This is a genomic window from Burkholderia sp. 3C, from assembly GCF_054589155.1.
In genome coordinates this window covers 45,341-59,115 of the sequence record NZ_BAAILN010000138.1, presented here as the reverse complement: position 1 = coordinate 59,115, position 13,775 = coordinate 45,341, and the positions used below count along the sequence as shown (strand labels likewise).

Annotated in this window: 12 protein-coding genes; 5 read left to right on the top strand and 7 right to left on the bottom strand. The window is 69.3% G+C overall.

Annotated features, from left to right (window positions below; translation table 11 throughout):
- Positions 1–111: 111 nt before the first annotated feature.
- Both ACYP33_RS29315 and ACYP33_RS29310 read right to left on the bottom strand, forming a co-directional pair.
- A complete protein-coding gene (locus ACYP33_RS29315; protein ID WP_459624852.1) occupies positions 112–1,587 on the bottom strand; it encodes an N-acyl-D-amino-acid deacylase family protein in 1,476 nt (491 codons plus the stop codon).
- 1 nt (position 1,588) lies between these two features.
- The gene (locus ACYP33_RS29310; RefSeq protein WP_459624851.1) at positions 1,589–2,578 is read right to left on the bottom strand and encodes a MurR/RpiR family transcriptional regulator; all 990 of its coding nucleotides are present in this window, start codon (positions 2,576–2,578) and stop codon (positions 1,589–1,591) included.
- Between the two features lie 119 nt (positions 2,579–2,697).
- Here ACYP33_RS29310 and ACYP33_RS29305 point away from each other — a divergent pair, with 119 nt between their 5' ends.
- Positions 2,698–3,978 carry an amino acid deaminase gene (locus tag ACYP33_RS29305; protein ID WP_459624850.1) on the top strand — a complete coding sequence of 427 codons (1,281 nt, stop codon included), beginning with the start codon at positions 2,698–2,700 and terminating at the stop codon, positions 3,976–3,978.
- Positions 3,979–4,102: 124 nt separating this feature from the next.
- Positions 4,103–4,684, top strand: a complete 582-nt coding sequence (locus ACYP33_RS29300; protein ID WP_414443083.1) for a DJ-1/PfpI family protein — start codon at positions 4,103–4,105, stop codon at positions 4,682–4,684.
- A gap of 50 nt (positions 4,685–4,734) precedes the next feature.
- Here the strand turns inward: ACYP33_RS29300 and ACYP33_RS29295 are convergent, their stop codons facing one another.
- Together ACYP33_RS29295 and ACYP33_RS29290 are read right to left on the bottom strand one after the other, a co-directional pair.
- Entirely contained in the window at positions 4,735–5,232 is a 498-nt protein-coding gene (locus tag ACYP33_RS29295) for a MarR family winged helix-turn-helix transcriptional regulator (protein ID WP_459624849.1), read from the bottom strand.
- 59 nt (positions 5,233–5,291) lie between these two features.
- Positions 5,292–6,887: an MFS transporter gene (locus tag ACYP33_RS29290; protein WP_459624848.1), complete on the bottom strand. Its 1,596-nt coding sequence runs from the start codon at positions 6,885–6,887 to the stop codon at positions 5,292–5,294.
- Between the two features lie 115 nt (positions 6,888–7,002).
- Here ACYP33_RS29290 and ACYP33_RS29285 point away from each other — a divergent pair, with 115 nt between their 5' ends.
- Entirely contained in the window at positions 7,003–7,896 is an 894-nt protein-coding gene (locus ACYP33_RS29285; protein ID WP_459624847.1) for an EcsC family protein, read from the top strand.
- Here ACYP33_RS29285 and ACYP33_RS29280 read toward each other — a convergent pair.
- Both ACYP33_RS29280 and ACYP33_RS29275 read right to left on the bottom strand, forming a co-directional pair.
- A complete protein-coding gene (locus tag ACYP33_RS29280) occupies positions 7,878–8,846 on the bottom strand; it encodes an alpha/beta hydrolase (RefSeq protein ID WP_459624846.1) in 969 nt (322 codons plus the stop codon). The two genes, ACYP33_RS29285 and ACYP33_RS29280, sit on opposite strands and share 19 nt — an antisense overlap.
- A 55-nt stretch (positions 8,847–8,901) precedes the next feature.
- The gene (locus tag ACYP33_RS29275; RefSeq protein ID WP_414443088.1) at positions 8,902–9,336 is read right to left on the bottom strand and encodes a CHRD domain-containing protein; all 435 of its coding nucleotides are present in this window, start codon (positions 9,334–9,336) and stop codon (positions 8,902–8,904) included.
- Between the two features lie 414 nt (positions 9,337–9,750).
- Here ACYP33_RS29275 and ACYP33_RS29270 point away from each other — a divergent pair, with 414 nt between their 5' ends.
- Together ACYP33_RS29270 and ACYP33_RS29265 are read left to right on the top strand one after the other, a co-directional pair.
- Positions 9,751–10,806 (top strand): hypothetical protein, encoded by a 1,056-nt coding sequence (locus tag ACYP33_RS29270; RefSeq protein WP_459624952.1) that lies wholly within the window; start codon positions 9,751–9,753, stop codon positions 10,804–10,806.
- A 63-nt stretch (positions 10,807–10,869) separates the two neighbouring features.
- Positions 10,870–12,174, top strand: a complete 1,305-nt coding sequence (locus ACYP33_RS29265; RefSeq protein WP_459624845.1) for an NAD(P)/FAD-dependent oxidoreductase — start codon at positions 10,870–10,872, stop codon at positions 12,172–12,174.
- 54 nt (positions 12,175–12,228) lie between these two features.
- Here ACYP33_RS29265 and ACYP33_RS29260 read toward each other — a convergent pair.
- Positions 12,229–13,775: DHA2 family efflux MFS transporter permease subunit (locus ACYP33_RS29260; RefSeq protein WP_459624844.1), on the bottom strand; the 1,547-nt coding region annotated here is incomplete at its 5' end.

Genomic DNA, 13,775 nt, shown 5'->3' with positions numbered 1-13,775 from the left:
GCCGCGCGTTCGCCGCGCGGCCGGTTCGCCCGGCGCACGCAATGCGCCGGCCATTTCGGTTCGGCCGGACGCCGCCCGCTGGCAGCGGCGCGCCCGGCCGGATTCGGTGGTTCAGAACGCCGCGTCGCTGAGCGCGCGCGTGCCGCGCTTCACGAAGCGGCCGGCGCGCGCGCCGGTGGGCGCGCCGTCGCGCCAGGACAGCACGCCGTTGACCCACACCGCGTCGATGCCGCGCGCCGGCTGCTGCGGCGCTTCGAACGAGGCGACGTCGATCACGGTGGCAGGATCGAACAGCACCAGATCGGCGTGATAGCCGATCTGCACCTCGCCGCGCTTGTCGAGGCCGAGGCGGCGCGCCGCCAGCGAAGTCATCTTGCGCACGGCTTCCTCCAGCGGCAGCAGCTTCTCGTCGCGCGCGTAATGGCCGAGCACGCGCGGGAACGCGCCCCAGAGCCGCGGATGCGGCAGCGGATCGTTGGGCAGGCCGTCGGAGCCGACCATCGTCGACGGATGCGACAGGATCCGGCGCACGTCGTCCTCGGACATGTTGTGATACACCGCGCCGGCCGGCTGCAGGCGGCGTGCCGCGTCCTGCTCGGGGATGCCCCATTCGGCGGCGATCGCGGCGATCTTCTTGCCGGCCATTTCGGGATGCGGCTCGGACCACGTGATGGTGATCTCGATATCGCCGGTGACCTGCTTGACGTCGAGCGTCGACGAGCTGCGGCTGTACGGGTAGCAGTCGCAGCCGACCGGCTGGATGCGGCGCGCCCGGTCGAGCGAGGCCAGCACCTCGGCGCTGCGCCCCCAGTTCGACGGCCCCGCGCACTTCAGATGCGAAATCACCACCGGCACCCGCGCATGGCGGCCGACGCGATACGCCTCCTCCATCGCGTCGAGGATCGCGTCGAATTCGGTGCGCATGTGCGTGGTGTACAGCGCGCCGGCCAGCGCGAGCGGCTCGGCCAGCGCCATGACTTCCTCCACCGGCGAGGCGAACGCCGAGCCGTAGGCGAGGCCCGAACTCAGGCCGAGCGCGCCGTTCAGCAGCGCCTCCTCGAGCTGCACGCGCATCGCGGCGATTTCCTCGCTGCTGGCCGCGCGGTCGAGCCGGTCCATCTGGTTGTTGCGCAGCGCCGTGTGGCCCACCAGCGCGGCCACGTTGACGGCCGGCTGCGCCTGGTCGACGGCCTCGGCATAGGCCGCGAAGGTGGGGTATTGAAACGCCTCGCGATCGCCGAGCAGGTTCATCGGATCGGGCGGATCGCCGCGCAGCGCCACCGGCGACGCGCTGATGCCGCAATTGCCGACCACCACCGTCGTCACGCCCTGCGAGATCTTCGGCAGCATCTGCGGCGCGCGGATCACGTGCGTGTCGTCGTGCGTGTGGACGTCGACGAAGCCCGGCGCGAGCACGCGGCCGTTCGCTTCGATCACGTCCTCGGCCAGCCAGCTCGACAAATTGCCGATCGCCACGATGCGGCCGTCGCGGATCGCCACGTCGCGCTGCGCGGGCGGCGCGCCGGTGCCGTCGATCAGCACGGCATCGACGATCAGCGTATCCGCGAGTTCGGGATGGGAATGCATGTCAGTCTCCGAGGGGTTGTCGGTCGCCGCCGCCACGATGCACGTCGAGCGCGTGCTTCATGCGGCGCAGCGTCTCGCGGCAGCCATCGCCGAGCCGCAGCGCGACCTCGGTGACGAGCACGTCGAGCGCCATCATCATCGCGTAACGCGAGGTGGACGGCTTGAAGATGAAATCGGTTTCGAACGCGACCACCGGGATCAGGTCGTCGGCCAGTTGCGCGAGCGGCGAGGCCGGCGCGGTCAACGCCACGATGCGCGCGCCATAGCGCTTGGCCAGCGCGCAGCTTTCGAGCAGCTCGGGCACGCGACCGGTGACCGACAGCGCCACCACCACGCAGGCCTCGTCGACCGTGCTGGCCACCATGCGCTGCAGCAGCGCGTCCTGGTAGCTGGCGACGGGGCGGCCGAAGCGCACCAGCCGGAAGCGCAGCTCGTCGGCCAGCGCCGTGGAGCCGCCGCCCTGCCCGAACACGTAGATCATCCGCGCGTGCGCCAGCGCCTCGGACGGCGCGTCGAACGCGGTTTGCCGCAGCAGCGCGTGATGATGTTCGAGCGTCACACGCACGTCGTCGTACACGCGTGAAACTCCCGAAGCCGGCAGGCCGTCGCGCGCGTCGGCGGCGTCGCCCTCGCCGGGCGGCGCGAGGAAACGCCGGCCCACCGCGGCAGCCTGCGCGAGCCGCAGCTTCAGTTCGCGCACGTCGCGACAGCCGACTGCCTTGGCGAACCGCGTGACGGTGGCCACGCTGACCTCGGCCTGCGCGGCGATCTCGCCGATGCTGGCATGCGCGGCGGCGGTCAGGTCGTCGAGGATGCGCGCGGCCACCTTGCGTTCGGCGTCGCGCAGCGCGGGCGCGCACTCGGCGATCCGTGCCACGATATCGAACGCGAGCTGGGCCGTGGCCGGCACGGCGGGTTCGGCCGCGAGGGGCTCGGCGGCATGGTGCGGCGCAGCGAAATCGCGAGCGTCGTGACGCGAATCGGCATTCATCGGTTCAATGGCAGAATGGGTTCGTGTTAGTAAATAACATCACCGGGCGGATGCTACTTTCTGTACCATCCTGCCGTCAACTTCGATACAAACATGACGAGACGATGGAGCACTCGAAGATGAAAGTTACAAACTATCAGGAAGCCACGATCCAACCGACCGGCAAGGGCCTGGGCCGCGTGCCGAGCGCAAGCGTGCAGTTGTCGGACGCCGCGCGGCTCGAATGGAACCTGCTCGAGGAAGACGTCAGCCTGCCGACGGCGGTGCTGTACGCCGATCTCGTCGAGCACAACCTGAAGTGGATGCAGGCGTTCGTGGCCGAATACGGCGTGAAGCTGGCCCCGCACGGCAAGACCACCATGGCGCCGCAACTGTTCCGCCGCCAGATCGAAACCGGCGCCTGGGGCATCACGCTGGCCACCGCGCATCAGACGCGCGCCGCGTATCACGGCGGCATCGACCGCGTGCTGATGGCCAATCAACTGGTCGGCAAGCACAACATGGCGATCATCGCCGAGCTGCTGTCGGACCCCGATTTCGAATTCTTCTGCATCGTCGATTCGGCCGAGAACGTCGAGCAACTGGGCCGCTTCTTCGCCGCCGCCAACCGGCCGCTGCAGGTGCTGCTCGAACTCGGCGTGCCGGGCGGCCGCACCGGCGTGCGCGACGCCGCGCAGCGCACGGCCGTGCTCGACGCGATCGCGCGTCATGCCGACACCATCAAGCTGGCCGGCATCGAGGTGTATGAAGGGGTGCTCAAGGAAGAAGGCGAGGTGCGCGCGTTCCTGCAAGACGCGGTGGCGCTCGCACGCGGCTTCGCGGCGGAAGGCCGTTTCGCGCGCTCGCCGGCGGTGCTGTCGGGCGCGGGCTCGGCCTGGTACGACGTGGTGGCCGACGAATTCGCGCAGGCCCAGGCCGACGGCGTGATCGACGTGGTGCTGCGCCCGGGCTGCTACCTGACGCACGACGTCGGCATCTACCGCAAGGCGCAGAACGACATCCTCGCGCGCAACCCGGTCGCCAAGCGGATGGGCGAGGCGCTCAAGCCGGCGCTGCAACTGTGGGCCTACGTGCAGTCGATTCCCGAGCCGGATCGCGCGATCGTCGCGCTAGGCAAGCGCGACGCCGCGTTCGACGCGGGCTACCCGGAGCCGGCGCGCCACTACCGCCCCGGCACCGAAACCGCGCCGCGCACCGTGACGCCGGCCGACGGCTGGGAAGTGACGGGCATGATGGATCAGCACGCCTACCTGAAGATCGCGCCGGGCGCGGACGTGAAGGTGGGCGACATGATCGCGTTCGACATCTCGCATCCGTGCCTGACGTTCGACAAATGGCGGCAGATCCTCGTGGTCGACGGCGATTACCGCGTGACCGAAGTGATCGAAACGTACTTCTGAGCCCCGCCCGGCCGCCCCGGCGCCCGCACTCGCATCGAGCGCGCGCCAGGGTGGCGGCCCGTCACGACGCCGCCCCGGCGCGAGGCGTACACTGCCCGCTCGTCTTCAACTCGCGGAGCAGATGATGGCAGCCAAGCAGATCCTCTTCCTCACCGGCGATTTCGCCGAAGACTACGAAACCATGGTGCCGTTCCAGGCGCTGCAGGCCGTCGGCCACACCGTGCATGCGGTGTGCCCCGGCAAGCGCGCCGGCGACAAGATCAAGACGGCGATCCACGATTTCGAGGGCGACCAGACCTACACGGAAAAGCCCGGCCACCACTTCACGCTGAACGCGAGCTTCGACGAGGTCGATGCGGCGCGCTACGACGCCATCGCGATCGCGGGCGGCCGTGCGCCCGAATATCTGCGTCTCGATCCCAAGGTGATTGCGCTGGTGCGCGCGTTCGTCGAGGCGGGCAAGCCCGTGGCGGCGATCTGCCATGCGGCGCAACTGCTGGCGGCCGCCGACGTGATCCGCGGCAAGAAGATTTCGGCCTATCCGGCCTGCGCGCCCGAAGTGCGGATGGCGGGCGGTGAATACGCCGACATTCCGGTCGATGCGGCCGTGACCGACGCGCCGTTCGTCACCGCGCCGGCCTGGCCCGCGCATCCGGCCTGGCTCGCGCAATTCCTCAAGCTGCTGGGTACGCGCATCGAGCTGTGAAGCGGTGGGGTGGAATGCGGCGTGCTCTGCACCGTCGCACCTCGCCCAACTCAAGCCGCCGGATTCGCGCCGGGCGCGACGCCGGCCTCCGGCGCATCGGCCTGCCCTACCCCCGGCGCGGCGCCCACTTCGGCGATCCGCGCCTCCAGCATCGCCAGCGCGCCCGACAGCGCATTGAGCGCCTCGTCGGGCAGCGCCGACATCGTTTCGTCGAGAAACGCCACGCGGCGCGGCATGCATTCGTCGAACACGGCGCGCCCGTCCGCCGTCAGCGTGACGTTGGTCACGCGGTTGTCGCGCGGGTCCGGCGCACGCGCGATCCAGCCGAGCGCCTCCATCGATTTCAATTGCCGCGTCAGCGCACCCGGATCGGTGCGCACCAGCTCGACGAGCCGCTTCTGCGAGGCCATGCCGTTTTCGTTATGCAACGCGATCAGGATCCGCCAGCGCGGCATCGGCTGGCCGACGTGCGCCTCGAAGGCGGACAGGAACGCACGATAGGTGCGGCCGAATTGTTGAAGAATCGCGACGCGGTCTTGAGCTTCCATGTATCGAACGACGGTAACTGTGGATTCGGTGAATTCGGTTGATTCGTCGACCCCGCCGCTCATTCGGCGACGACGGTCGGCTCGATCTTGCTGCGCAGCCGGATCGGCGGCACGCGGCAACTCTGCCAGACGGACAGCACGGCCACCACCGCCGCGACCGCGATGCCGAGATGAATGGCGCCGACCAGCGAGGTGCGCGCGGTTTCGAGCAGCAGCGGGCCCGGGTGACCCTGCTGCACGAGTTCGGCCACCACGCGCGTTTGCGCGGCGCGATCGATCAGGATCTGCGGGTCGGACAGTTGCCCGAACCACTGCATCGCGCGATCGCTGCCGAGCGCATCGCGCACGCCGCCGGCGTACATCTGATTGACCAGCGTGCCGGTCAGCGCGGTGCCGATCATACCGCCAACCATGCGCAGCGATTGCAGCAGCGCGGTGGCGATGCCCAGATGCTCGCGCCCGGCCGTCTGCTGCGCGAACACGGTCAGGTTCGGCAGCACGAAGCCCAGGCCGATCCCGCCCGCCACCATGACCGCCAGCAGCAGCCCCTGCGGCGTGGTGTGCGACGACAGCGCCACGCCGGCGCAAGCCACCGCGAGCAGCGCGAAGCCGGCGGGCAGCATCGCGTTCGGGCTGGGAATGCGTGTGACGATACGGCCATTGAGAATGCTGCCGATCGTGATGAACACCACCAGCGGCGTGATCACCACGCCGGCCGCCTTCGGCGACATGCCGAAGCCGCCCTGGAACAGCAGCGGCGCGAAGAACAGCAGCGAGAACATCGAGAAGCCGGCCAGGATCGCCAGCGAGAACAGCATCGCGAGCGAGCGGTTCGCGAACATGTCGAGCGGCAGCAGCGCGTGCGGGCAGCGCTTCTCCCAGCGCCACAGCGCGAAGCCACCGGCCACCGCGATCAGCAGCAGCACGGCCGGCCAGCCGAAAAAGCCGCGCTTGGGCAGCCATTCGACGAACAGTTGCAGCGAACCGAGCACCACCGCGATCAGCAGCGCGCCGGGCCAGTCGAGCCGCATCTTGCCCTCGTGCTTGGCGTGACGCAGGTGCGGCAGGTAGCGGATCACGAAATACAGCGACAGCAGCCCGAACGGCAGGTTCACGTAGAACACCGAGCGCCAGCCCCAGAACTGCGTGAGGAAGCCGCCGAGCGACGGGCCGATCGCGTTGGCGATGCCGAACGCCGTGCTCATCAGCACCTGCCAGCGCAGCCGCACCATCGAATCGGGGAACAGGTCGGGCACGCAGGCGAACGCGGTGCCCACCAGCATGCCGCCGCCGATGCCCTGCAACACGCGTGCGAACACGAGGAAGGTCATGCTGCCGGCCATCCCGCACAGCATCGAGGCCGCCGTGAACACCACGATCGAGGCGATCACGAACGGCTTGCGGCCGTAGTAATCGCCGAGCCGGCCGAAGATCGGCACGGTGATCACCGAGGTCAGCAGGTAAGAGGTGGCGACCCAAGCGTACAGATCGAAGCCGCGCAACTCGGCGACGATGGTCGGCAAGGCGGTGCCCACCACGGTCTGGTCGAAGGCGACCAGCATCGTGACGAACGACACGCCCAGCATGGCTAGCAGGGATTCGCGGAAGGGCAGGACTTGCCCACTCGAATGGTGGGCTCGGGTATGGACGGCCATCTTTTGCTCACGCAACGTTTGATGAGTCAACAATTGCGAGATACTACCACGCATGCGGTAGGCTACGCAGACGCAGATGGCCCCGCGAATGCATCAGGCACCCCGCTGGAGGGATATGGAACCGATTTTTCACCCTGTCGATTCGACACTGTCGCCCGAGGATCTCGACACGCTGCGGCGCGCGAAACTGGCGCTCGAAAGCCCGTCGCTGACGATGAAGCTGACCAGCGTGGTGGGCGCGCCGATCGAGAAGATGATCGCGCGGCTGCCCGGCTTCGCCACCGACAAGATCAACGACGCGACCGAGCTGGCGCTGCGCAAGTGCCTGCATCTGGCGCTGCGCACGCTCGGCAGGTCGGGCGGCGTGGCAAGCATCGGCGAAACGTCCGACAAGCCCGACAAGCCCAGCAATTTCCTGCACAAGCTGGCCGTGGCCACCACCGGGGCGGCGGGCGGCGCGTTCGGGCTGTTCGCGCTGCCGGTGGAGCTGCCTGTCACCACCACGCTGATGTTCCGCTCGATCTGCGACATTGCGCGCAGCGAGGGCGAGGATCTGGCCTCGATCGACACGCAGTTGCAGTGTCTGGCCGTGCTCGGCATGGGCGGCGGCTTCGCGAACGCCGGTACGGCGGCCGGCAGGCAAGGCGGCGAGGTGGACCCGGACGCCGCGCGCGACGCCGATTTCGGCTATTTCGTGCTGCGCGGCGCGCTGGCGCAGGCGGTGTCGAAGGCTTCGTCGGAGATCGCCTCGAAGGGCTTCGCGACGCATGGCTCGGCCGCGCTGCTGCGGCTCGTGCAGGTGATCGCCTCGCGCTTCTCGGCGCAGGTCACCGAGCAGATCGCCGCCAAGTCGATCCCGGCGCTCGGTGCGGTGCTCGGCGCGACCGTCAACACGCTGTTCATGGATCACTTCCAGCAGGCGGCGCACGGCCACTTCGCGGTGCGCCGGCTCGAACGCAAGTACGGACTGCCGGCGGTGGAGGCCGCCTATCAGGCCATCGCGATCTGAACCTGCTGCGGGCGGCGCGACGTCACGCGGCGCACGAACGCGGCCGCGTCGTCGAGCGCGCGGCGTGACTCGGGCACATACGGCACGGCCATCTGCCAGACGTGCGGCATGCGCGGCCACACCTGCAGCTCGACCTCGACACCGGCCGCCTGCGCACGCTCGGCGAAGCGGCGCGAATCGTCGAGCAGCACCTCGGTGCTGCCAGCCTGGATCAGCAGCGGCGGCAGCCCGGCCGCGTCGGCGTAGAGCGGCGATACATAAGGATCGGTGGCGCTGGCGTCGCCCACGTACAGTCGGGCGGCACGGCCCAGCGCGGCGCCCGCGAACATCGGATCGGCGCCGTCGTTGGTCACCAGCGTCGCGCCAGTGGCCGCCAGGTCGGTCCACGGCGAGAACAGCACCGCGCCGGCCGGCAACGGCGCGCCGCGATCGCGCAACGCCACCAGCAGCGCCAGCGCGAGGCCGCCGCCGGCCGAGTCGCCGGCCACCACGATCGAGGCCGGATCGATGCCCGAGTCGAGCAGCGCCGTGTAAGCCGCCAGCGCATCGTCATGCGCGGCCGGGAACGGATGCTCGGGCGCGAGCCGGTAGTCGGACGAGAACGTGCGCGCGTTGGCCCGCGAGGCCAGCGCGAACACGAGCGGGCGGTGCGTGGTCGGCGTGCAGAAGTAATAGCCGCCGCCGTGGAAATACAGCAGCGTCGGTGATGAAGCCGAGGCCGAGGCCGCTGCGCCCACCGGTTCGAGCCATTCGCCGCGCAACGGGTCGCGCGGCGCACCGCCTTGCGCATAGCATTCGCGCAGCCGCCAACCGGCCGGCACGCGCGTGGGGAACGGCCGCCGACGCTCGGCCAGATCGCGCGCATGCGCCACGTCGATCACGGGCGACAGCGTCTTCGGCCGCACCTGCCGACGCAATATCCAGCACGCCAGTTCGGACTGCCAGCTCATCGGTTCTCCTTACTGTGTGGTGGGGGCTTGCTTGGGCAAGCTCGCGTGCCGGCGTTCAGCTCGCCGGCTCGATCTGCCCGCGGATCTCGCCCGTCGGATGCGCCTGGGTGTGGATGTTGAAGTACCACTTGCCGGCCATCAGCTCGGTCACCTGGCGGTCGTCGAGCATGGCCGAGCCCTTGATCGGGCTCGCGAGCGCCTCTTTCGCGATCGGCACCTGCACGCCGGCGTTCTGGCCGACCGGCGCGGGGCCGTGGAAATGCGCGGCGGTCGCCGGGCCGCTCAGGCCGCCGTAGGTCACGGTCCAGACCAGCGTGTGGGTGCTGGTGTCGAAGCTGGCATCGAGCGTGCCCGAGCCGCGCGTGGCGGTGGGCGGCACTTCGCTCGACGGCTGCAGGTTGGCGACGAGCTTCGCCGTCTCCGCATGAGCCGCCACGCTGGCCAGCGCGCCGAGCAGCATGCCGGTCGTCAGGAAACGCAGGATTTGCATGGGATCTCCAGGTCGTGGATGTCGCGTGCCGCACCGGCCCCGCTGCTGCGATGGTAGACGATCGCCGGGCCGCGCGGCGAACGCCCGATGCGTCGTGATGCCGAAGGCCGTTCGCGCATCGTACGCCACACGCCGATCGTTGCATGCGGGATGGCCTTGCGAGCCAAGCAACGGCGTTCCCGCTCGCCGATACCGCCTGCGGTGCCCCCATCTTGCGTCTACGCGTTACGCCCGTTTACGTTTGAAATCTTCGCGCGGTCCGCATCCCGAGACGCAAACGCAGACAGCGCCACGCCCGCCGCCCGCTCGCGCCGCCTCGGGCCCCGGTGCGTTTCTTACCGTCGTAACGCGCGGCGATCCTGCGCGGCGCGGCAGCGGGTTGCACGGCGAATCGACCGGACGACAATGACCGTCCTGCCGTTCCCCCCAGGAATTCCACTCGTGCCGGTCCGTTCGCCCTCGCCCGTTTTTTCCGTTGCAACCGCCTCGCGCCTGCCCCGCACCGCGCTCCTGTCCTCGCTGCTCGGCCTGGGCGCGCTCGTCGCCGTGCCGGCCAAGGCGCAGGAGTTCGCGCTGTTCGGCGGCGCGCTGTACGGCGCCGGCACACGCACGACGGCCTGGGCGCTCGACTATCGCGAAGGCCTCGGCCCATACGCGGCGGCCAGCTTCACCTGGAACAACGAAGGCCACCTGCCGAACCACCATCGCGACGGCCAGACCGTGCAGTTCTGGGGGCAATTGCCGCTCGACCGGCGGCGCATCGTGCTGTCGGCCGGCATCGGCCCGTATCGCTATTTCGATACCGAAGCCGCCTCGCAAGGACGCGGCTATTCGAACACGCACGGCTGGGGCGTGATGATGAGCGTGCGCGCGGCCTACTACACGTCGCACCGCTGGGTCACGCAACTGCAACTGAACCGCATCCATACGTTCAGCGGCCCCGACACCACGGCACTGCTGTTCGGCGTCGGCTATCAGCTCGACGCACCCGACACGCCCGGCCCGCGCGACGAGGCCGCCGGCCGGCCCGACCGCGTGACGCACAACGAAATCTCGGCGATGGTGGGCGAAACCATCCTCAACAGCCGCAGTTCGCCCACCTCGCTCGGCGCGAGCGCCGAATACCGGCGCGGCCTGATGACCTACCTCGACTGGACGGCCACCTACCTCTACGAAGGCTCGAAGCGCGCCACGCGTCGCAACGGCGTGGCGACCGAACTGTGGGCCACGCGCGCGTTCCTGAACGACAAGCTCACGCTGGCGGCCGGCGCGGGCATGTACGTGGCCGTCGATCAGCGCGACATTCGCGGCGTCAGCACCGGCGACGGCCGGCTGTCGGGCATCGTGTCGATCTCGGCCAGCTACCGGCTCAATGACCGCTGGACCACGCGCGTGACCTGGAACCGCGTCGTGACCCGCTACGATCGCGACACCGACGTGATCCAGGCCGGCATCGGCTACCGCTTCTGAGGCCGCCCCCCTGACAATCGGCCAGATTGCCGGACGCCGCGTCGCGTGAGACGATCCCCACCCATGACACCGACCTTCCTCCAGCATGCGGACGCGCTCGCGCGTGATTCGTACTACGAAGCCACCGCCACGCGCCCGGCCGCCGACGATCCTGTGCTCGACAGCGCGCTCGACGCCGACGTGTGCGTGATCGGCGCGGGTTTCTCGGGCCTGTCGGTCGCGCTCGATTGCCGCGCGGCGGGCCTGAGCGTCGTGGTGCTCGACGCCTACCGCCCGGGCTGGGGCGCCTCCGGCCGCAACGGCGGGCAGGTGATCGGCGGCTTCGCGAACGACCACGAAATCGCACGCCAGCTCGGCGACGACGGCGCACGCGCGGCATGGCGGCTCTCGTTCGACGGCGTTGAGTTGATCGCCGAGCGGATCGCCCGCTACGGCATCGCGTGCGACTTCACGCGCGGCTACCTGACGCTCGCCACCAAGCCGCGCCGCGTGCCCGAGTTGCGCGCCTGGATGGACGCCGCGACGCAGCGCTGGGGCCACCCCGCCCTCACCTGGCTCGACACCGACGCGATCCGCGCACGCGTCGCCTCGCGCCTCTATCTGGCCGGCGTGCACGACCCGCTGTCGGGCCACCTGCATCCACTCAAGTATTGCCTGGGCCTCGCCGACGCCGCGCGTCGCGAGGGCGCGCAACTGTTCGCGCATTCGGCCGTCACCGGCGTCGTGCGCGGCGACCGGCCGGTGGTGCGCACCCGCTCGGGCGAGGTGCGCTGCCGCTTCGTGGTGTCATGCGTCAACGCCGGCCCGGGCGGCTTCCTGCCCGAGCCGATCGAGGCCCGCATCGGCCCGGTGCCGTCGTACCTCATCGCCACCGAGCCGCTCGGCGCGGCACGTGCGGATGCCCTGATGCCGGGCCGCGAGGCCGCCTGCGACAACAACGTGTTCCTCGACTACTACCGGCTGTCGGCCGATCACCGGATGGTGTTCGGCGGCCGCGCCACCTCCGCCGGCGCGGCGCCCGAGCAGCTCTCGGCGTCGATCCGCGCGCGCATGATCGAGGTGTTCCCGCAACTGGCCGACGCGCGCATCGATTACCGCTGGGGCGGCTTCGTCGACGTCACGCGCAACCGCGCGCCCGACATCGGCGCGCTCGATCCGAACTACTTCTATCTGCAGGGCTTCAGCGGCCACGGCGTGGCGCTGACGGGCATCGCGGGCCGCGCCGTGGCGCGTGCGATCACCGGCGAACGCACGATGTTCGACCTGTTCGCGCGGCTGCGGCACCGGCGCTTTCCGGGCGGCCCGGCGTGGCGGCAGCCGGCGCTCGAACTCGGCATGCGCTGGCATTCGGTGCTGGAACGCTTCTGAAACGACAACGGCCCGCAGCCGAAACGCTGCGGGCCGTTTTTCATGCCGCGGCGCTCAGTGCGCGCCGCCGCCATCCGCCGCCGGTGCGCCCTTGGCCTGGCGTACCGGCTTGGTGATCCAGATCAGCGGAATGATCAGGATGAAGATCACCGACGAGATGAAGAACACGTCGTTGAGCCCCATCACCAGGGCCTGCCCGTCCACCGACAGATTGAACAGCGCATGCGCCGTGTCGCTGCCCACATGCAGCGACGACTGCATCGAATCGATCGACTGGTTGTAGATCGGATTGGTCGCGTTGGCCTGCTCGGTCAGCCGCTCGTGATGCAGCACCGTGCGGTTGTTCCAGAGGTTGCCGATCAGCGAGGTGCCCACCGCGCCACAGAACATCCGCGCGAAATTCGACAGGCCGGCCGCCGCCGGGATCTTCTCGGGCGGCAGCCCCGACAGGATGATCGACGTGAGCGGCACGAAGAACAACGCCATCGGAATGCCCTGCAGCAGCGTGGGCAGCACGAGGTCCCAATTCGACACGTCGGTGTAGAAGCGCGTGCGCATGAAGAACACGCCCGCGAACAGCACGAAGGCCATCGTCGCGATCACGCGCGCGTCGCTCTTGGGCAGGATGCGCCCGATGAACGGCGTCAGCACGATCGCAAACACGCCGAGCGGCGCGGTGGTCAGCCCCGAATCCACGGCGCGATAGCCGAGCGATTCCTGCATCCACTGCGGCAGCACCACCAGCGTGCCGAAGAACATCGCATAGGCCACCGACAGCGCCACGGTGCCACCCGCGAAATTGCGCTGCTTGAACAGCCGCAGATCCACCACCGGGTTCTTCGCGGTCAGCTCCCAGATCACGAAGAACGCGAAGCCGATCGCCGCGACCACCCCGAGCCCGACGATGAACGGCGAGCCGAACCAGTCGAGATCCTTGCCCTTGTCGAGCATCACCTGCAGCGAGCCGACCCAGACGATCAGCGCGATCAGCCCGACCGTGTCGATCGGCAGCTTGCGCGTGACCGATTCGCGATCGCGGAAGATCGACCAGGTGACCGCCGCCGCGAAGATGCCGACCGGGATGTTGATGTAGAAGATCCACGACCAGTTGTAGTCGTAGGTGATCCAGCCGCCGAGCGACGGCCCGGCGATCGGCCCGACCAGCGTGGTCATGCCCCACAGCGCGAGCGCCGTGGACGATTTCTGCTTGGGCCACGCGCCGAGCAGCAGCGCCTGCGAGAGCGGCGCGAGCGGCCCCGCCACGGCGCCCTGCAAGATTCGCGCGCCGAGCAGGAACGGCAGGTTCGGAGCCAGCCCGCACAGCCACGAGGACAGCACGAACAACAGGATCGCGGTGACGAACAGGCGTACCTGGCCGAAGCGCTGCACGAGCCAGCCGGTCAGGGGAATCGACACGGCGTTGGCCGCCGCGAAGATCGTGATCACCCACGTGCCTTCATCGACGGACACGCCGAGATCACCGGAAATGGTCGGGATCGCGACGTTCGCGATCGACGAGTCGAGCACGTTCATGAACATCGCGAGCGACACGGCCACGGTGCCGAGCGCGAGCTTGCCGCCTGTCAGCGGACCGGGAGAGG